Source organism: Chryseobacterium sp. RLHN22, assembly GCF_051011795.1.
Lineage (GTDB): Bacteria > Bacteroidota > Bacteroidia > Flavobacteriales > Weeksellaceae > Chryseobacterium > Chryseobacterium zhengzhouense.
In genome coordinates this window covers 129,649-149,469 of the sequence record NZ_JBPCHW010000005.1, presented here as the reverse complement: position 1 = coordinate 149,469, position 19,821 = coordinate 129,649, and the positions used below count along the sequence as shown (strand labels likewise).

At 31.2% G+C, this 19,821-nt stretch carries 12 protein-coding genes; 4 read left to right on the top strand and 8 right to left on the bottom strand.

Features of this window, described 5'->3' with window-relative positions:
* Positions 1-361 precede the first annotated feature (361 nt).
* The 3 genes from ACR1PN_RS07140 to ACR1PN_RS07130 are packed head-to-tail and all read left to right on the top strand — an operon-like array spanning position 362 to position 5,027.
* Positions 362-2,659 carry a hypothetical protein gene (locus tag ACR1PN_RS07140; RefSeq protein WP_433979462.1) on the top strand — a complete coding sequence of 766 codons (2,298 nt, stop codon included), beginning with the start codon at positions 362-364 and terminating at the stop codon, positions 2,657-2,659.
* A gap of 2 nt (positions 2,660-2,661) precedes the next feature.
* Entirely contained in the window at positions 2,662-3,648 is a 987-nt protein-coding gene (locus tag ACR1PN_RS07135; RefSeq protein ID WP_433979461.1) for a hypothetical protein, read from the top strand.
* 20 nt (positions 3,649-3,668) lie between these two features.
* Positions 3,669-5,027 (top strand): hypothetical protein, encoded by a 1,359-nt coding sequence (locus ACR1PN_RS07130; RefSeq protein WP_433979460.1) that lies wholly within the window; start codon positions 3,669-3,671, stop codon positions 5,025-5,027.
* 138 nt (positions 5,028-5,165) lie between these two features.
* On the opposite strand, the gene ACR1PN_RS07125 is transcribed toward ACR1PN_RS07130, so the two are convergent.
* The 5 genes from ACR1PN_RS07125 to ACR1PN_RS07105 all read right to left on the bottom strand — a co-directional run bounded on the left by ACR1PN_RS07125 (position 5,166) and on the right by ACR1PN_RS07105 (position 10,906).
* On the bottom strand, positions 5,166-6,002 hold the full coding sequence (locus ACR1PN_RS07125; RefSeq protein WP_433979459.1) for a DUF6602 domain-containing protein: 837 nt from the start codon (positions 6,000-6,002) through the stop codon (positions 5,166-5,168).
* Complete coding sequence (locus ACR1PN_RS07120; protein WP_433979458.1) at positions 5,995-6,459, bottom strand: Mov34/MPN/PAD-1 family protein; 465 nt, start codon at positions 6,457-6,459, stop codon at positions 5,995-5,997. Before ACR1PN_RS07120 ends, ACR1PN_RS07125 begins: the two co-directional genes overlap by 8 nt.
* A complete protein-coding gene (locus tag ACR1PN_RS07115) occupies positions 6,456-8,132 on the bottom strand; it encodes a ThiF family adenylyltransferase (protein ID WP_433979457.1) in 1,677 nt (558 codons plus the stop codon). Before ACR1PN_RS07115 ends, ACR1PN_RS07120 begins: the two co-directional genes overlap by 4 nt.
* Complete coding sequence (locus ACR1PN_RS07110) at positions 8,113-9,063, bottom strand: nucleotidyltransferase (RefSeq protein ID WP_433979456.1); 951 nt, start codon at positions 9,061-9,063, stop codon at positions 8,113-8,115. Before ACR1PN_RS07110 ends, ACR1PN_RS07115 begins: the two co-directional genes overlap by 20 nt.
* A 217-nt stretch (positions 9,064-9,280) precedes the next feature.
* Entirely contained in the window at positions 9,281-10,906 is a 1,626-nt protein-coding gene (locus tag ACR1PN_RS07105; protein ID WP_433979455.1) for a DUF4209 domain-containing protein, read from the bottom strand.
* A gap of 576 nt (positions 10,907-11,482) precedes the next feature.
* Between ACR1PN_RS07105 and ACR1PN_RS07100 the strand changes: the two genes are divergently transcribed.
* Positions 11,483-12,970: a recombinase family protein gene (locus ACR1PN_RS07100; protein WP_433979454.1), complete on the top strand. Its 1,488-nt coding sequence runs from the start codon at positions 11,483-11,485 to the stop codon at positions 12,968-12,970.
* 711 nt (positions 12,971-13,681) lie between these two features.
* Here the strand turns inward: ACR1PN_RS07100 and ACR1PN_RS07095 are convergent.
* The 3 genes from ACR1PN_RS07095 to ACR1PN_RS07085 all read right to left on the bottom strand — a co-directional run bounded on the left by ACR1PN_RS07095 (position 13,682) and on the right by ACR1PN_RS07085 (position 19,816).
* Positions 13,682-14,461 (bottom strand): hypothetical protein, encoded by a 780-nt coding sequence (locus ACR1PN_RS07095; protein ID WP_433979453.1) that lies wholly within the window; start codon positions 14,459-14,461, stop codon positions 13,682-13,684.
* Between the two features lie 107 nt (positions 14,462-14,568).
* Positions 14,569-16,602: an ATP-binding protein gene (locus ACR1PN_RS07090; RefSeq protein ID WP_433979452.1), complete on the bottom strand. Its 2,034-nt coding sequence runs from the start codon at positions 16,600-16,602 to the stop codon at positions 14,569-14,571.
* Between the two features lie 142 nt (positions 16,603-16,744).
* Entirely contained in the window at positions 16,745-19,816 is a 3,072-nt protein-coding gene (locus ACR1PN_RS07085; protein WP_433979451.1) for a DNA polymerase III subunit alpha, read from the bottom strand.
* Between the last annotated feature and the right edge of the window lie 5 nt (positions 19,817-19,821).

Here is a 19,821-nt window from a genome sequence, read left to right as displayed (position 1 = left end):
TTCAAAATAGAATTTGCGAGTCAAGTATTTTGAGTGAAGATTAAGATAACTCAAAATTTGGTATCTAAAGTACGGGAAATTAATTGAAAGCTTCGTTTGGATATTTGTGAACTTAACAGGACTCTATCGAAACCATTTATTAGCAGATATTGACAGTATTTTGAAAGTGTTAAAAGGTATGTGAGTGATAATTTGGTATATAAAAATAAATTAAAAAATCTGTAATTGCATTTGAACTTTTTCTAATAAATTACTTGGTGATATAATTATTTTCTTACAGATGGAGTTCAAAAGCTATTAAAATTAAACGTACACTAATATATAATTGCCTTTTTTGTAAATTAGTGATTTCTAAATTAAAATGTCTGAATTTAAACTAATTGCCATCACTCCTTTAAAAGGATGTAGTAGTGAATTTTCTAAAAAATTAAAGATTGGTCATCCTTACCAATTTTATAAGAACTATGCCATTGAATTAGAAGATTCGGGAGATGAGATAAAAAGTATAGTCAAATTAGATAGGAATACACTTCCTGATCATCTTTATAATTTAAGTAACGGGATTTCTTTGAGTATTTCTTCTGTAATAGGGAAGAACGGCACTGGAAAGAGTACTTTAATGGAATTATTATATCAGGTTATATACAGGCTAGCTGTTCAGGAGAAGTTTTATGGAAATACATTACTGAAAAGTCCCACAGTTGATTTAGAATTTGAGTTAAAGAATTTAAAAGGGGTATTATTTGACCTCTGTGAAAGTGTTTCATATCTGAATTTTAAAGATTATGGCTTGTCCTCAAAGACTAAATTTGTTCGTGAAGGTCATAAGGGACTTAATCTCTATTTATTTCAGTTGGTCCGTCGGTACAGACTTGATATTGACATAGATAATATCCCATCTGATAAGGATCTCGTTAAACGGATTGCTGCAAGACTGCAAAGTAAAATTAGTGACACTGAGAATTTAATAATCCAGACTATTGAGAAAGAAAAACGTTTCAAATCTAAATTCAATGTTTCAGTGATATATGAAATAAAGAATGAAATAAGAGAAATCCAGATTAAATCCGGTGAGATCAAGTATTTTAATTTTACAGATCATATTGAACAAAAAAAAATCGAATCTAATTCGGAACCAAACTTAAAAAACCTCTTTTATACAATTTCCCTTAATTATTCGCACCATGGTCTGAATTCAAAAGTTATGGGTTTATGGGTCAATAAACTTTTTCATAAAAATGATGCGTATAGAACACCATTGGTTCTTAATCCAATGCGTGACGAAGGTAATTTTAATATCAATCATGAAATTAAACTTTCTAATGAACGTTTAATGTCAACATTAATTTATGATTTGGTCAATAAAAAAGAAAACTGGATTTTAGATAAATACAAAATTTCATCTTTTATTTTTACCATAAAATCTCCACACCTTTATAATTTAGTCGATGAACATGATTTTAAAAAGTTACCTTATGCATCAATCATCGAGAGGCGTTATAAAGTACCTTCAAGTAGTAGAGAACTTCCTCACGCACACGTAGCCCTAAGTTACCTCAACCGAAAAATAGGTAAGGTAGCTGACCAATATGGCTTCTTATTTCAGAAAACTAACGATTCTATTTTTGATCTAAATCAGTTTTTAGAAGATGAGGATAGTCATATCACTAAAAAAATAAAACAGACAACCAACTATTTATGCCGGAGCATAGAAGAACTAAATCCTATTTGGAATAATACAAAACGAGGTCGTGGATTAGAAATTCATCTTTCTCCAAAAGAACTTCTTAACTATATTGATTTATTTAAACCTGAGAATGAACTTGGCCCTTCAGAACTCATAGAATATGCTCTTCCCAGCTTTTTTAATATAGATTTTGAATTTCAAGAACGGAATCATAAGAAGATAAGATTAAGTGCAATGAGTTCGGGAGAGCAGCAAATGATATTCAATGTGAATGCTATTATGTACCATCTTTATAATCTTGAATCTGTTCACAAATCTGAGGATAATTCAGAAACGAAAAAGATTAGGAGGCGACCTGCTTATCCAAATATAAATATAGTTCTGGATGAAATGGAGTTGTATTACCATCCAGAAATGCAACGCCGGTTTATTTCAGATATGATCAAAGCTTTTGAGAATTTACGACCAGGAAAAATTGAAGCTATCAATGTCTGTATTTTAACACATTCTCCATTCATACTTTCGGATATCCCATTACAGAATATCTTAAGATTAACTGAAGATAGCCTTAACGGAAGTGCAGAAAATCGTCAAACTTTTGCGTCAAATATTCATGAATTGCTTCGGAAAGAATTTATGTTAGAAAAGGGTTTCTTTGGAGAGTATGCACGTCAAAAAATCGAACAGGTAATTAATTCTCTAAAAATTCATGCAATTATCATTAAATCTGGCTTAAATGAATTGTCTGAAATAAAAAATATAAAAAAAATCCTTATTAAAGAAGATGAATTCAAAGATTTTGATATGAATGATTTTTTAACAGAGAAAGAATGTAAAGAATTGATTGGGCTTGTAGGTGAGCCTGTTCTTTATAAAAGTTTAGTAGAATTTTACTCCGAAGTATTTCCAAAGAAAAAAAAGTCTTTTATTGAACAACAAATAGAGATGCTTCAAAAACTACAAAATGAATAAAAATGATTTCTATAGAAATTAGTGAGGTACAAGCTGTCCAACAAAAATATTTAAAAAATATTAAGAATCAATACGAAAGAGGCTTTGAGAAACTGAAGCATCTTAAGACTAAAACGGAAGATGTTAATGATTGTGACTACCTAGATAAAATCATCGATTGCTTTAACAAAAATAAGGGGATATTAACCGATTTACCTTCTGTTCTTGATCAATACAAAATACAAATTGGTGATGTTCCTAAAATTAAAGTAAAAGATGAACAGGGTATATGGACAACAAGAACTAGTTCCATCAAAGATGATATTGTTAATGCTTTAAATTATACTTATTTACGAAGAAGCTTTTATCCAAAATATTTTCGGGATCTCGGTGTAAAGACATGCATCTATTGTAATTCTCAGTTTGCATTATCAATTGAGACAGAGAAAAAAGTTTTAGCTAAATTTGAATTAGACCACTATTGGCCAAAAGATGTCTATCCTTGGTTAAGCATTTGTCTCTTTAATCTTTATCCTGCATGTAAATCCTGCAATAATGTTAAGGGCATAAAAGAAGTAGATTTTAATTTTTACAGCGATAATAATAAAGAATTGTTAAAATCTAATTTTAAGTTTGCACTCACAAAGGGTTCAAAAGCGACTTACCTGACATCAAAAAAAATTGATGATATTGAAATAGATTTTACTGAACCTGTTGTAAAAGAAGGAAAACATACTTTTAATGATGTGTTTCATATAAAAAAAATTTATGAAACACAGCTTGACATTGTTGAAGAATTAATCCTAAAGAGTGAAATGTATGACGATTCTTATAGAAAATTGCTTGAAGAAAAATATTCTGCAATTGGTGTTGATGAGGTTTCAATTAACCGAATTATATTAGGTAATTATAGGGATATATCAGATATTCATAAACGCCCATTGAGCAAATTTATGCAGGATATTGCTGAGGATGTAGGCCTATTAAAACCTTCAGACAATCTAATATAGATGAAATAATTGATTAAAATATGGAATTAAAAGAAGACAGGGCTTTTGAAGAAAAGGTTAGAGATATTTATCATGACGTTAGGTATGAGCTTAAATTTAAACAGGAGGGGCAAGAGATAGACAGTGATAAATTAAAGGAAATTCATCGAGAGATTATAGCCGGTTTTAAGTCTGGTCAAAAGAAAATTTTGACTGAATTAAAATCACTTCAAATTCTAGCAAAAGAGAATCAAGTTTTATTAAAAACCGCACGCAGAGAAGGCAATAAAAATAGAACTGATGAACTTATTTTAAATTCAAAAAATATAGAGTACCAAGATAGTATTTATAGAAATCTTGCTGATACAATTGCTTGGCAAATGTTAAATGGTGAACATTATTTGTATCGCAGATTTTATACGGGAGAAACAGGTGCTAAAGATTTGTCTGATAAAGCTTTTTCACATGTAGTTGATTTCTCTGATCGTGTTAATGAAGATCCAGATGCATTTTGTCTTATTGCTGATATTACCAATAATATTCAGTTAGGAGATTGTTTAATAAGAGATAATGATGGAATAAAAGTATCAGAAATAAAGTCTGGCGAGATGAACTTCAAAGCTATTGATATTATAAATGACCGAAAACTTACAGATGATGATTTTAATGAAAAGAAATTATCTGAGGAGTTTGAAGATAAATTTATCAAACAAATGAAGAGAATGGTATCACAAAAGGGTAAAACAGAACGAGCTGCTAAGATTGTAAAGGAGAACAGCGGTCCAGATCCCAAATATAAAGATACTAACATACATATTGTTGAAAATAATTTTCAAATAGATACTTACCATATGGAACTTCTTGGATTACTGAGTCAACTTAAGTCTCAGGATTGGGCGTACACCTGCGTCGGTGCAATCGTGCACATTGGTGTATATAAGAATGATTGGCGAGTATATGGACAATTTGCAATGGAGCAGCTTTGTGATCCTTTTCCTTTTATCGATCTGATGTCTAGCCGAGGAGTTATGATTTGTGAACCGATTTTTTTAAAACCTTTTCCAGAAGATGTAATTATGGATATAGTATTTGGTAGAATTAAAGTATTTATCGGAATAGATTATAACAATTTCATTAAATTTTCTAATGATTTAGGTGTAGACGCATCTTGGTCAACAGCAAAAGAACTTCAGAAATATCTCCAGAAATTTACATACGACAAACGTGAAATATTTTCAATTGATAATAAAGGTATAAAATTAGAAATTGACGGAAATGAAATTTTTGTTGGACATGGTTTTTTTAGCAAAATACTATTTGATCATTTTTTGCCGGAAACAATGATACTTAAGTATGTTGGAATGATTTCTAACATTGTCAATCGAAAAAAGCAAGATTAAAATCAGCAGGACATTAATAATCATAATATTTTTTTCTTAGAGTCTCATAAATATATTTTGTTAAAGATTCATAGACTTTCCAATCAAGATTATTTAGTTTTTCCATATTATTTTAATTATTAACAAATCATTGTAACGCTATATAATAGGATCTATTTCTTCACCGATTTTATCAAGATATGTTTGCAAGTTGATCGCGGGCACCGTTCCAATAGCTTGCTGAAGATATCGGGTCAGCTGCATAAAGAATGTTACCAATGAATTTTCTGGCTTACTAAAAGTTAGCTCTTTGAATATTCTTGAATTGTAGTAGTCATAATAGCGTTTCTCAAAATCACTTTCGTTTCTCAAGTTGATATCCTCTTCACCATCATAATCAATTGAGAAGCTTCCGTAATCGGCTATACAACCAAAGTCTATGGTTTTAAAACCTGTTTGAGCTTTTAGATGTTTTTCTATGGTTGATGTTTGCTTGATAGTATTGGTGCTAGTTAATATTCCTCCCAAAATTTTGGTTAAAGGTCTTGCCGAAACCACTGCCCCGGAATTAATCATTTTTGTTGTAGTTCGTTTCAAAACTCTAACGCTTTCAATTTTTTCTGCTGCATACTCAATATAACTTTTACCTTCTTCTACTGTTCCCTTAAGATCCGGTTTGACTTCAAATACTGCGTACACGCCCTCTGCTGGTATATAATGAAAGCCATTCTGCGAAAATATAAAAGGAGTAAACCAATTATCATAGATTACGATGTCGATCTGATGACTAGTATTTCCTTCATGATCAATAACAATTGCTTTATCTACGCTATATCGATTGGGTAAATATTTACTCAGCCATTCGATCCAAGCATTTTCCAATGAATCTCCTTTAGATCCTGGATGATTAATGAATTCTCTATTGGTGCTAAGTTGTGAAATCATTTGGCTTTGAAGACCATTGAATAACATTTTAAGATCAATTTTTTTACTCATATGCAAATAGTTTTTTTTCTGAGTAATAGTAAAAAGTAAAATTTTGCATTTTCTTTTTACTAATACTTATAATTAATAGTAATGGGTTTTTAATTTGGACTTCATCTGATTCTGCTGTTTCTATCATGGCATTGAGATCAGTACCGCTATACATCGTGGAACCATCAGGATGAGAATGCCATTCGCCAATATAATACCTGCTGTTTTCATGATATTCTTTTATAAAAAATTTTTCAAGATCTTTGGTAGACCTCTGAAATAGGACAGGAGATGCTTTGTATTTATAAGGTAGAATAATAGATTCTATAACTACAGATTTAAAATCTTCAGAATATTTTCCCAGCAGGAAACCTCCGAATTCGTTAGGGTAATGTTGAACAGCAATTGTTTCAATTTCCTTTAATACAGACTCTTCCAATATGATCTCTAAATTATTATGTCTATTTTTAAGTATCAATATTCTATAATTTTGAAGGAACTATTGTTTTCCTGGATAATGAAATTGTTGAATGCTTTCTCTCCCGAAAAAATTCTGTTGATTTGCTTTAAAGCAATTTGAACCAATAATGCAATATCGTTATACGATGCTTTGAATGTCGGACTCCAACAACCCGTCGGTTCGTACATGTCATTCACATCGTTTTCGAGAACGTGCGAGAACTGATTGTTTACAAAATTATATATGTTTGGATAAAAGGCACAGACTAACTCTTTAGCGTGATTGGTCAGCGATATATTGATAAGCTTTGATTTAAGCGTAAGTTCGTTTAATACATACATCAAATCATTGTCCGTCGAACAGTCAAAAATAATATCGTATTTATCCAGATCTGATGTAATATTGGCTCGGAAATTTTCATCTGTATAAAATGATTTAATATACTTTTCGAAATAATCATTGTTAATTTGATGGGAAGTTACAAAAGGTGAGATCTCATAAAGTGAGCCTGCTAACTCAAAAATCTTATTATTGATTCCTTTTGAAAAGCGATATTCTGATCTACAGACATTTTCAGGCTCTTTAACATCATGATCAATGAAATCAATAAACCTGCATCCTGACCTTGTTAACGTCGTTGCTATCATACTGCCAACGGCTCCTACACCTATAATAAGAATTTTTGCTTCAGTAATTGTATCACAAAATTTACCGCGTCCAAAAAAATATTCGTACGAGGCATTCTTGGAAATACCCCATTGAATGGGCGCATCATCAATCCCAGTATACCATCGCCCCGTTTTCCTTCCTTCATTTCGTTCAGGAATACCCTTAATCGGAAATTTTCCCACTTCCATTAACGCTACCTGCCAATGAATTTCCGTGCTGTTAATTTTATATCCTATAAAAAATGGGATGACCTTTCCGTAATCTTCTTTAGCACATTTATCCTGAAATTCACGAAGCATGGTTAGAATATTTTGAGGGAGATCAAGCTCTGCCCAAGTGGAGTAGGCAAATCGATTATACTTTGCAGGCGGATTTTCTCTGAAAAGATAAATTCCTTCCCGGTCTGTAGGTTGCTCAAAATAAAAATCGTTCCAGGAACATTTCTTTTTTAAATCAGGAAATGTCTCAAAGGATTTTATATAAAAATTATAAATGTGATCTTTTTTGTGATGTCCATCATGCAGTAAAGACAATTTTACAATGCCTATTTCTCCCTCATAAAATACTTTACCGGTTGATGTGAAAGTAAATGAATATTTATCACCATTGACTGCAGAGTCCTGTACAACCAGATGTTCATATTTTTGGTCTTTCTCCTTGTTAATATAGTATTTAATAATCCATGCCTTCAGAGCATTAAAGTCAATCCAAATCTTATTCTCAAGATCCTCACTATGTGCGGTATGTATACATATGTTTCCGTTTGCCATTACGTGATTGTATTGAATCAAATCAGAATTAAAAAATGTAATGGATTCGGAACTATATGTTTTTAAAGGGTATTCCTGAGTTATTAAAAAATCAAAGAATAATTGATTTTTAAGTTCTTCGAAAGCAATTTCTATATTTCCACTAATAAAGAATTCCCCTTGTTCTATGCGATTGATTTTGCTTACAAAGGGAATTTCTGATATTGTGGATTTTATTTTTTCTAATCTCACTCTATCCAAAACGTTGATCATCTTTTGGAATTGACAGTCCCGTAGACCCTTTCAGTCCATACGATTCAGTTGTGTCAAAATCCTTGTTGACAGGAAAATATGTTTTAATGTTTTCAGAATTTTCCGTAATCCTATCTATCATATTTCCCATTTTGTTAGATAAGTTTTGACGATCAAACCCAGTGAGGTTTTTCATCAAGTCGTTACTTGGGTTGCCAGGATCCTTTAATGTGAAATCCTCACGAGTTACATTATCTTTTATGTACCTTAATACGCCCTCCGTTTTCTCCCATAAATTTCCTGTAATTGTTGACTTATCAAATGCTTTTAACGTAAAAAGCTCCATCAAAAAGGATTTGTAAGATTCACTGTTAGAGTGCTTCCAGATTTTTAATAACCTGATTATTTTTCTTTCGTCGTCTCTAGATTTAATTGTGTCTATTTGTGACTGAATATTTGTTTTCATGTAGGTGCCTTTACTGAAACCCCAGGTATCTTTGTTGAAGTAAATATTTAGATCCCTTACATCTAAATAAGAATCTACGCTGATTTCTCGTCCCGGAACAACATCAATGCTGATCTGATCTCCGTCTTTATCCGCTTTAAAGATAACGCCAATTGAAACCTTCTGTTTTCTCACCTGCGCAAGCCCTGTATTCTCATATTTATCATATAGGAAGTCGTAAACAGCATTGTACATTTCTTCAATCGTAGCAAAACTGTTTCTTTTGAACGGAACAACAATATCCAAATCAAATTTTATGTTGATAGCTGTATGCTTTCCGAAAGAACCGGAATTTAAAGGGCTATAAATATCGGAAGTGTAATGCTCCTCCAATGCTTCTTTAATATCCCCTCTCTTATCTCTAAATTTTTGCACTAATTTATCAATATGACTCATTCGATGGGTCTCCAGTACATTAGCCAGATGTTCACTTCTGTTAACTGCCATAAATTTTTATTTTTTTTAATGATGAATTTCTCAAATCTAATACCGATTTTAATTATTTATATGATTTGTGTCATACATTTTCATTTTCTGACATCATGTCTGATAATCTACTGTAAAATGCTATTTATCAAACGTTTGTTTAGTTGTTTTTGTCACATAAGAAGGAGTATACTACAATATTAGTAATATTTTCAATTGTAACTTTGAATTTAGTTTATCAAGAAATATTGGAATCACGTTTCGGAATTTCAAAAAAATCTTTGGTCAGCAAAACCATTTTTAAAGTAATCCACCATACATAAATTCCATAATGATAACTTTCTGTAGGCGATGCAAGACCATGACAAATTTTATTACGGAAATTTGCGCTGTTACCATCAATCAAAAAACTGTTTAATTCAGATAAAAGATCTTTGTTGCATATTCCATCCAACATATTTCCTGATTCTTTTAAAGAAAGTATCGAACCCAAAGTGTTATCGTGCTGAACTGGTTCATCAAGTTTAATCGTATTTCTACCGTTTACTTCGATGATGTTTTTCAAACAATTTTCGATTTGAGGAATTAAGAGATGCCCTGCTGTCATAAAGTTGTTCTGAAAACCCATGTAAAGTCCTTCAAGGAAAAATACTTCACGACCTTCCGGAATAAATGGGCTTTTGTCCATAATTAAAAAATTGGCAAGAGCATTCTTGGAGATGGGATCCTTCTGGATCATTCTATCTGTAATCTTAATGACTAAATCAATGATAACATTTCGACAATGGTTCCTAGCTAAATTAACAGAGAACTGTTTTTCATCTGTAGAGCCACTTATTGTACCTTTATCAGTAATATGAACATAATTGTCGAAGAATTGACCCAAAGATGAATTGGGATTATTTTCTGACCAGGCTGATAGGCTTTTCTCATCCAAAATTGGAAGATGTAGTAATGCTGATAATCCACTTTGGAAATCAATAATTTCTAAACTATCAAGCCATTGTGTATAATCAGATTCTAATGTAGTGCTTATTGTCATCTTTTTGAGTAGTTCAAAAAAATCTTTCTGTTCATTTTTTATTTTCTCAGAAAGCCGATCCTTTAAAACTGTCTGATCTGCAATTCCTTTTATTCCTTTTAGTGCTTCTGTGTATAAGGCAAGAATGGTTGGATAATAAGTTCTTTCCTTTTTTTTCGAGGTAAGAAAGTCTCCTTCTTTTTCAAGATAGAGGGCATTTTGTATCCTCATATCGTTGTTGGTAAAGTGTTTTAATTTATTTAGAATCTTAATCTGCCATTTTATTGCACTGTAATTGTTTTCACTTTCATACTTGCTTAAAAGCCTTAAAGAAATACTAGTCATTAAATTCTTTGAATCACTCTCAAGCAAAAATTCTGACGTATCGACTAGTGAAAATTGATAATAAGAAGAATCCAAATTACTAAAAATCGTAATGACTTTTTCTTCAAAATCAACTAGCCTATCTTTAAATACAGATTTTACTTTTTTGACTAATTGCAATAACCGCAAAAAGTAGTTTAATTCTTGTGTCTTATCATACAATTCTTCATATAGCCCAATAGCTTTTTTAATACTGTTGATTTTATCATCGTCACCGCGGACAAAATTGAAATCATTCATTATAGCTACGATTTCTTTATTATTGGTTTTTATTGATGATATAGTGAAATTTTTATCGTCAATAAAAATTTTAAAGGACTCGTCAGTTATTGGACTTCTTATAAGCGAAAGTAAATTTTTTATTTCCTGATTTTCCGGAAACAATTGAGCGATGCGGTAAAGTTCACTGCATAATTCTCTTGAGTATATATTTTCAGGTATTTGATAATCGTTGGACATTTTCTATTGTTTTTAAATACAAGAAGATTGCATTTTGCAATCAATTTTAGCCTGTAACCCTTTGGGTTTAATTGTAAAATTAATAAGATAAATTTGATAGAAATTACGGTAAACCGTAAGGATTTCATTTGATTTTTATTATAAACCTATTTAAACTTTTATTTTTCTGAGGAACAAAATTAGAGAAAGCTAAATAATGTAGATTCGTCCTAGTTATATTCAATGTTTTAAACCTTACTAATAAAGCTTTGAAGCTATCTCTAAATAAGTTTAAACAGGTTCGATATATAATTAGCTCTTTTAGAAACTTGTTATTGGTAGGAAAATATATACTAAAATTACTAGTTTGAGTGTGTAAATATTCCAGATTTACTACTAGCTGGTCTATTTTGACTTAAAAAGTACAATTAAGTTTTAATTTGTATCATTCAATTATAGTGATATTATTGTTGATAAGTTTTTTATAATGTCTGTCAACTTTTATTTTTTTTGGTTTAGCCACTAACATACTTATTTTTCTAATAAGGAGTTTTTTTTGTTCTTAACTTTAATATGATAAAACTATAGATTAATAAAATGAAAACAGCTTACCTATATGTTCGTGTAAGTACGGACGAACAAAAAAGAAAAGGTTACTCTTTGCCGGAGCAGGAGGATAGATTACTGAAATATTGTAAATATAACGATATAGAAGTCAAAGGAATCTATCGAGAAGATTACTCTGCCAAAAGTTTCAATCGACCTGAATGGAAAGAATTATTCTCCGAAATTAAAAAGAAGCTAACAGGAGAGGATAAGAACATATTATTCATCAAATGGGATCGATTCAGCCGTAATGTTGAGTGTGCGTATGAAATGATTGGGAAGCTTCGGAAATATAAAACAACCGCAATGGCTATTGAGCAACCCATAGATTTTTCTGTACCCGAAAGTACCGTAATGCTGGCTGTATATTTAGCTGTTCCGGAAGCAGAAAATACCCGGAGAGCTCAAAATACTTCGAATGGTATGCGGCGTGCAAAATTGTTGGGCAGATATCCTAATAAAGCACCTATGGGTTTTATGAATATCACCTTAATGGATGGCAGAAAAGCAATTGTACCTAAAGAACCAGAAGCCGAAATTATAAAATGGGTATTTCAAGCCGCCCAGAATAATCATAGAATATCTGAGATTAGAAAAATAGCTATTGAGAAAGGATTGATATGTTCACGATCATACTTTTTCAGAATTTTACGCAATTCTCTTTATTGTGGACTTATAACGATTAAATTAGATGCTAAAGAAGAGCAAATGATTCAAGGTTTACACGAACCTTTGATCTCTAAGTCATTGTTTTATCAGGTTCAATCTATAATTAATACAAAGAGAAAAATTACGTCTAATAGAGATGATTTAAAAGAAATCTTTTTCCTTAGAGGTTTTTTGATCTGTCCTGTTTGTGGTCGAAAACTTACGGGGAGTTTTTCAAAAGGTAAGCGGAAAAGATATCCCTACTACCATTGCCACGATGGTTGCAGAACCAGGATTGATGCAGTTTTACTTAATAATTGCTATCAAAATAAGCTTCAAAAATTGGTATTGTCAAATAGTTCAATCGGATTATTTAAGAATATTTTAGAAGATCATAATATTAGAACTCGGAGGGCAAATTATTTGTACGCTCAACAGTTATTAGGCAGGAAAATAAAAGAGGAAAAATTAACTCTTTCTCGAGGTAGGAAATTGTTGATAGCAGGAATATTAAAGATTGATGATTATAATGAATTAAAAAAAGAAAGTCAAGACAATACAAAAAATCTGAAAAAAGAAGAACGGGACGTTACTCTTAAATTAAGAGTAATCGATAAAATGAATCAGAATGAAGATAAAACACTCGTTGAGGTTTTTCAAAAGTTTACTGATTTTGATACTTCAGATAAAACGCATATAGTCAATCTTATTCCTCCAGTTGATATTGATTATAAAACTGGAAATCTTTCTTTAAATTTAAATCCAGCATTTTCAAAAATATTATCAGCTAAAACTCACCGAAAAAACAATAAAAAAAATGAACTTCATTGATAGGAATGTTTCAGTACAACAAGCGATGATTATTCTGGCCAAGAATGGTGTTCAGGTAAATGAGAAAGAAGCTAAGGATATATTAGAATTGCTATACTTAGTAGCAAAAAACTACAATAAGTCAAAAGAGAGAAAAAGCTCTAACCTTAAGGAGATTTCGAACATTAAGGGATTGTAGATTGCAAGCCTATTGCGGCACTTTAAGACTGTTTTTTTCAAACAGACTAAGCATTTTACGTTGAAAATGTCGAACACTAAAAGTCAGATTTCAAAAGTTTGATAAAGAGATATTTATGAGTAAAAAAAAGAGACAACTATCAAATAGCTGTCTCATTAAGTGACTCGACGAGCGTATCTTCAAACACTTTTAGGGATGATTTGATCCGTTTGAGCCAAATTAAACAGGAATTACATAACTCCTATAATTTTGGAAAACCTTTTTAAATGGTTCTATTGCAACTTAATTTTATTAAATGTCAATAAGAATAATTTTGTACTGCTATGCGTATTTGGCTTTGATTGTCTTTATACTAAATAAGCTTTGATAAGACAATCATGGTTGATAAAATAATTTTAGAATTTCTTACTAGGATTTATAGTAACTTCGGAACATCATTCTTGTTAGTTTCTTTTTTGTAGAAAATTAAGTTTCCTCATAATAATAGGTTTGGCATTGATAAAAGTCAAAAGATTGCAGGAAATACACTTTGCTCAATTTCTCAAATGACATATCTTAAGTTCTATTATAACGGCAAATGCTAAAAAAGTTCGGTAAGCAATTTCATTATAATCATCATCATCCTTATTTAAGTTTAAGTTTTCAAATGGCGAATTCTCTATGTCATCAGTATGAATTACAAAGTCTATGTTTTCAGAAGATATACCAGTAAGAACCTTTTTTATTCTTTTCAAGTAAGACTCTTTTTGTTGGCTCAAATCACTTTGGGTTTGTATTTTTTTTAAATTATTAATATGCTTCACGAACACAATGAAACCATTTTCTAAAGAATTTTGAAAACCGGGTATGCTAGAATTCAAATACTGCTGTATTCGATCATAATCTTCCTTTAGTTTTGCTATTGGGGGATTAATTGATTTGACTTCAATAATACTTGTAGATATATTTCTATTAGCAATTTCTTTTGAAATTGTTATATCAATTCTCCCTTTTCTTATGGATGATATATTTTTTAAGAAATTTTCGTGACTATAGACGCATATTTCATCAGGAAAATAAGATTCATTTGTTTTGAATATTGAAGACTCAAAACAGTTTCTGTAAAATTCAAATGTTTCTTTTTCAGCTTCTATTTTGTAGGGATAATTATTTTTAGAATTCCATTCAAAAAGCTGTTTACATAAATTGACAGTGATAAAATACTCTGTTATTTTTGTAACATTTCGATCAAATGATAATCTAAATAACTGACTGTCTGAATATGATATGCTTAGTGCTTCAAAAGCAATGTCTTTGAATGCAGTGATTTTCATTATTCATATTTTTAATCTGAATATTTTGACTAGGGGACGAATAGATGGATGTGGATTCACTTAAGAATCATACTTAACATATTATTGATATAAGAAATTTGGAAGTTTTATATAGCAATTTTTTTCAATGTTGAGTTGTATTTTCCAAATTCGATATCTTCAAAATCTCGGGAAGCTTTTTCGTGAACATCTACATCCTTTGTGTGTAATATATGAGACATGTAGTGTAGCTTTCTTCGTACATTTTCAATGAGTTCAGACCATTTCATTACCCAAATTTCTACGTTTTTATTTTCGTTTCTAAAGTAAAAATATGGATTGTCTTCTTTTTGTCTACTCCCATTTAGTCTATATTCTGCATCTGAGTTCACTGCAGAACTGATTAGTAAAATTTTAAAACTTACGTTTTTACTTATTGAATTTAGCTTGTCTATTTCAGTTGCATATTTCATTACCTGTTCAAGTTCTTTCGGACTGATTTTTACCCTTGGAGCCTTTAGCTCAACTACTAAAACTTCTCTTTTCTTGTGATCAATTACTCTTTCATTATACAAAAATAGATCTGTTATTGAAGAAATTGTCTTATCAATTTTTTCATAATTATCATCTTTTATGGACTTTTTGTAAACCATTGCATCATCTCTCAGTTGCAAAAGATTTTTTTCCAAGTTTTTATCTGATAACAGTTTTGTAGTTTCGTTATACTCTTCACCAAAAATCCAAAGCATTTTTTCCAAAAACTTATGCAGCTCCTTTCTTTCTTTAACATTTTTTGAAATCTCACTGTAGACTAATTTTTCTAAAAATTCTAAGTCTTCTATTTTACGGGCAACTTTGTCAGAAAATTCAATAACGTTTTCTAGATCTGTTTTTTGAAGAAGCTCTGAAAATTTAGAAATTGTTTTTGTATTGAGATGTAGAATATTTTTAAGAATATTATCTAATTCACCATTCGAAATTGTTCTGTCAATAAGTGGATAAATAATTTCTCTCAGCTTATTATTATCATTAAGTAGATGGTATTTATCTTCAACCAAATAAGCAAGCTTGTCAAAAACTACAATTTTAGATTGTGAACTGCTTTCTTTTTCTTTGAAGGGATAGTATTCATCGCTTTTTAATTTTTCTGAAAAGTTGTCAAACTCTGCATTAATTGATTTGTAGAATGAAGCAACATGTTCTTTAATAAAAGGTCTGTAATTTTTCCAATTTTCATCCATATCATCTAAATCCACATTTCTGTACAAATCTGTAGGTAGCGTATTCGATTCTATATACACATACCAACCACCCGTTTTAGGGCTTAGCCAAGCAGCATCAAATTCAAAACTATTAGCAATAGTTTGGATACCAGCATTATTAGTTGTTAAAAAAACTTTTATTTTCTCTATTTTTTTTATCTTAATAAAGTTAAACACAATTTTATGTTCATTACCTTTAAGATCAATATAGGGATGAATTTTGGTCACAGGGTTACCCACGATAAACTGCGATGGAACAATTTTCTCTCCATTGATATGAAATGTTATTTCCTTATTAAAGATTTTTAGTGGATATTTTTCAAAGATTGCATCTGCAATATTCTGTTTAAGAAATTTATCAATTATTTTCTTTTTGGGTTCTTTGTCTGTTATAATTGAAGAATAAAATTCAGAAATTGTAACCTTGTAGTATGTATTGTGTTTTTTACCGGATAATATTTCTTCTGTAGAATCAATATCAATCTCGGATACATTCAAATTTTTTCCGAACATATCAAAATGAAGTGGGATCTGCACTTTACTATACTCGTTCCTACTTTGTAAATAGCCTATCGTTTCTATTAAGATATTTTTGCCGAGCTGAAAACTGGCAAATCTTCCAATACCTTTACCTCCTTGTTTATTCGTTGTTCCAATATCCAATAGTTTTTTTTCGAGCTCATTTTTATGTACCCCGATTCCATCATCTTTGATACTAAGACGGTCAATAATTGTAGGATGTATCTCATTTTCATTTGTATAATTAATATCAATCCAAATATTTTCAGCTTTTGCCTGAATAGAATTATTAATCAATTCACAAAAGGCAGTGAAAGTGCTGATGTAATTGGCAAATAGTTCGTTGATAAGACGAGAGTTTGTAGTTAATTTTCTATTCATAATCAAAAGTTATTTATCTCAAAAAAGTTCAGATGAAAAACTGTAGTTCTTAGTAATTTAAATTAATTTAAATTAGTGAGCTAATTTAATAAATAATAAGTTCAATGATTGAGCGCAAAATTATATTTTGCTGCAGAATTTATTAAATTTTGTATCTGGGAAGGTTAATTTCATATTCCAGAGGATAAGGCTGCCTAAAAGTCATACTCAAATCTTCACGCAGACTCTGCTCAACTTCTTTGGCTTTGTCCTCATCCATGGAATATCTAGGATCAGCAATTAGCGGCATTTTAGCCATTTTGATAATAGTAACGGTAGGGAAATGGTAATCCACTTCAACTGTTCCCAATAAATAATAAACACCTCCTTCCTTAAAAGGAAACTGTCGAAGGCTGTCAGGAAAATGAGCGGTGTCAAAATATTGTCCTTCAGCATCAATCCATGTTCCAAAATACATATCATCCTTTTTATCGGGATGATTTCTCATTTTAATGGGGACGTGCTTCCTTGAAATCAGATAAGCCAGCATTTTTATCTGCTTCTTGTGATGCTTCAAAAGATCTCTAACCAAAACATCACCTCTGTATTTTGTTTTTAACAGATCAAAAATAGAGTAGGAGACAGGGAAGCCTAATATTTCAATTTCATCAAAAGCGTCTTCAAAAGGATTTCTTTCGATGACCGGTAGTTCATAATCTTTCTGAGGTTCATCGAACAGTGAGATGATCTTCGTATTATATGGAGTTTTTGATAAAAGAAATCGTGCTTCAATTAATAATTCGTGCTTCTTTTTTCCAGTAAATCTAAAAGCTCCAACAAAAATTAATATCTGTAAAGTCTCAATTCCAATCTTAACCCTTTTGACAAAATCTTCCAAAGATCTGTAATCCCCATTTTCTTTCCTTTCTTCTAGAATAAATAGTTTAACTGATGCTTCCAGTTTTTCAATATGCATTAATCCTAAATAAACATCAGTTCCATAAACTGTTGTATGGAATTCACTGAGGTTAATACACGGATTATGAATCTTTGCTCCAGCCATTTTTGCTTCATGAACATAGACTTCCGTTCTGTAAAAACCGCCACCATTATTGATGGCTGAAACCATAAACTCAATAGGGTAATATGCTTTTAAATACAGACTCTGATAACTTTCTACGGCATAGGAGGCTGAGTGTGCTTTACAAAATGAATATCCTGCAAATGATTCAATCTGTCGGTAGACTTCCTGAGACAATTGGTAAGGATGCCCTTTTCTTTTACAAGATTCGAAAAAATCATCTTTTAATTTTTGCAAAGCAGACAGCGATCTACCTTTACCACTCATTGCTCTTCGGAGGACATCACCATTAGCTGCTGAAACTCCTGCGAAGTGCATGGCAATTTTGATAACATCCTCCTGGTAGACCATGATGCCATAGGTTTCTCCCAGTTCTTTTTCAAATACCTCATGGAAGTATTCAAATTGTCCGGGATGATTGTGTCGAAAGATGTACTCCCTCATCATACCACTTTGTGCGACGCCCGGTCTAATAATAGATGATGCTGCGACCAATACTTTGTAATTATCACATTTAAGTCTTCTTAAAAGTCCGCGCATTGCAGGTGATTCAATGTAGAAGCAGCCTATGGTTTTTCCAATGCTTAAAAATTCATTGCATTTTTCTTCATTCTTCGAAAGAGTAGTATCTTCAATATTGACAGTAATTCCTCTTTTTTCTTCAATCAGATTAACGGCATCTTTAATCGTACCGAGACCTCTCTGAGAGAGAATATCAAACTTTTCCAGTCCTATATCTTCTGCAGTATGCATATCAAATTGAACAATCGGAAATTCTTTGGGAGGAAATTCTAAAGCGGAATAATTGGTAATGGGTTCCTCAGAAATCAGAATCCCACAAGAGTGCATACTTCTTTGATTGGGAAATCCGACCAATAACTGCTCATATTTATAAATCTCTTGAACTATGGAATTCTGATCATGTAATTCTTTAGGTTTTTTGGAAAGCTGATCCAATTCATCTTTAGGAAGTCCAAACACTTTCCCTAGTTCTCTGAATCTTGATTTTCTCTTGAACTCTACATTGGTTCCACAAAATGCGACATGATCTTTTCCGTATTTATTAAAAATATATTTTAAGATGATGTCACGGTTCTTCCAGCTCCAATCGATGTCAAAATCGGGTGGTGACTTTCGATTAAGATTCAGAAAACGTTCAAAATACAAATCCAATTCAAGAGGACATATATCAGAAATTCCCAAGCAATAAGCAATTATACTGTTGGCTCCGCTTCCTCTGCCAACATGCATAAAGCCTATACTGTTGCTGTATTGAATAATATCCCATGTAATAAGAAAATAACCACAGAAATTAAGCTGGTCAATGACAGCTAATTCTTTTTCAACTCTTTCAAGAGCAAGTTTATTATCATCAGAGTATCTTCGAGCTAAACCTTCATAAGCTAATTGATATAAAAGTTTTAAATCATTTTCTTTACTTTCAGTGTAATGCTTTTTATTCTTTGGGGTTCTAAAATCAAAGTCAAAACTGCATTCATTGACAATATATTTAGTATTTTCAATGATTTCGGGATATTGTTCATATTGATCCAAGAGCTTTTTCTTATCAGTAAAAGACTCATTATTTTTACAATAGTCATTTTCATTAAGTTTGGTGAAAAGCGTATTAAGATCAATTGCCGTTAAAACTTTGTGAAGATTATACTCCTCATCATTTTTAAAAGTTACAGGATGCAGGATAACCATTTTATGAATCATAGATTTCAAATTCGGATTGATTAAATAGTTTAACTCATCGTACCTGATACCTATAAATTCATGCTCTAATAATTTCTCAGGAAAACTTTGTATAGAATAAATCACGAAACAATTTTCCAATGGAGGATTTGTTTTTGGAATTTCAATACCCTCACAATTATAATCGGTCAACAGTCGATTAATCTCAGCAATGCCTTTTGGGTTCTTCGCTAAACATATAAAGTATTGCTCATTCGCAACCCTGACATCAACTCCAACAATTGGTTTAATGTTTCTTTTCTGACACAATTTATAAAACTGATAGATTCCTGTTACCGTATTAATATCAGTCAATGCCAAAACTTTCAGCTTATAATCTACAGCCTGCTGAACCAAATCTTCGACAGAAATGGTTCCATAACGTAAGCTGTGATAGGTGTGGCAATTGAGAAACATAAGCA

Bases quoted from the DNA above. Each gene is read 5' to 3' on its own strand.
- ACR1PN_RS07140 (WP_433979462.1), top strand. From the start codon at position 362: ATGTCTGAATTTAAACTAATTGCCATCACTCCTTTAAAAGGATGTAGT.
- ACR1PN_RS07135 (WP_433979461.1), top strand. From the start codon at position 2,662: ATGATTTCTATAGAAATTAGTGAGGTACAAGCTGTCCAACAAAAATAT.
- ACR1PN_RS07130 (WP_433979460.1), top strand. From the start codon at position 3,669: ATGGAATTAAAAGAAGACAGGGCTTTTGAAGAAAAGGTTAGAGATATT.
- ACR1PN_RS07125 (WP_433979459.1), bottom strand. From the start codon at position 6,002: ATGAGTAAAAAAATTGATCTTAAAATGTTATTCAATGGTCTTCAAAGC.
- ACR1PN_RS07115 (WP_433979457.1), bottom strand. From the start codon at position 8,132: ATGATCAACGTTTTGGATAGAGTGAGATTAGAAAAAATAAAATCCACA.
- ACR1PN_RS07110 (WP_433979456.1), bottom strand. From the start codon at position 9,063: ATGGCAGTTAACAGAAGTGAACATCTGGCTAATGTACTGGAGACCCAT.
- ACR1PN_RS07105 (WP_433979455.1), bottom strand. From the start codon at position 10,906: ATGTCCAACGATTATCAAATACCTGAAAATATATACTCAAGAGAATTA.
- ACR1PN_RS07100 (WP_433979454.1), top strand. From the start codon at position 11,483: ATGAAAACAGCTTACCTATATGTTCGTGTAAGTACGGACGAACAAAAA.
- ACR1PN_RS07095 (WP_433979453.1), bottom strand. From the start codon at position 14,461: ATGAAAATCACTGCATTCAAAGACATTGCTTTTGAAGCACTAAGCATA.
- ACR1PN_RS07090 (WP_433979452.1), bottom strand. From the start codon at position 16,602: ATGAATAGAAAATTAACTACAAACTCTCGTCTTATCAACGAACTATTT.
- ACR1PN_RS07085 (WP_433979451.1), bottom strand. From the start codon at position 19,816: ATGTTTCTCAATTGCCACACCTATCACAGCTTACGTTATGGAACCATT.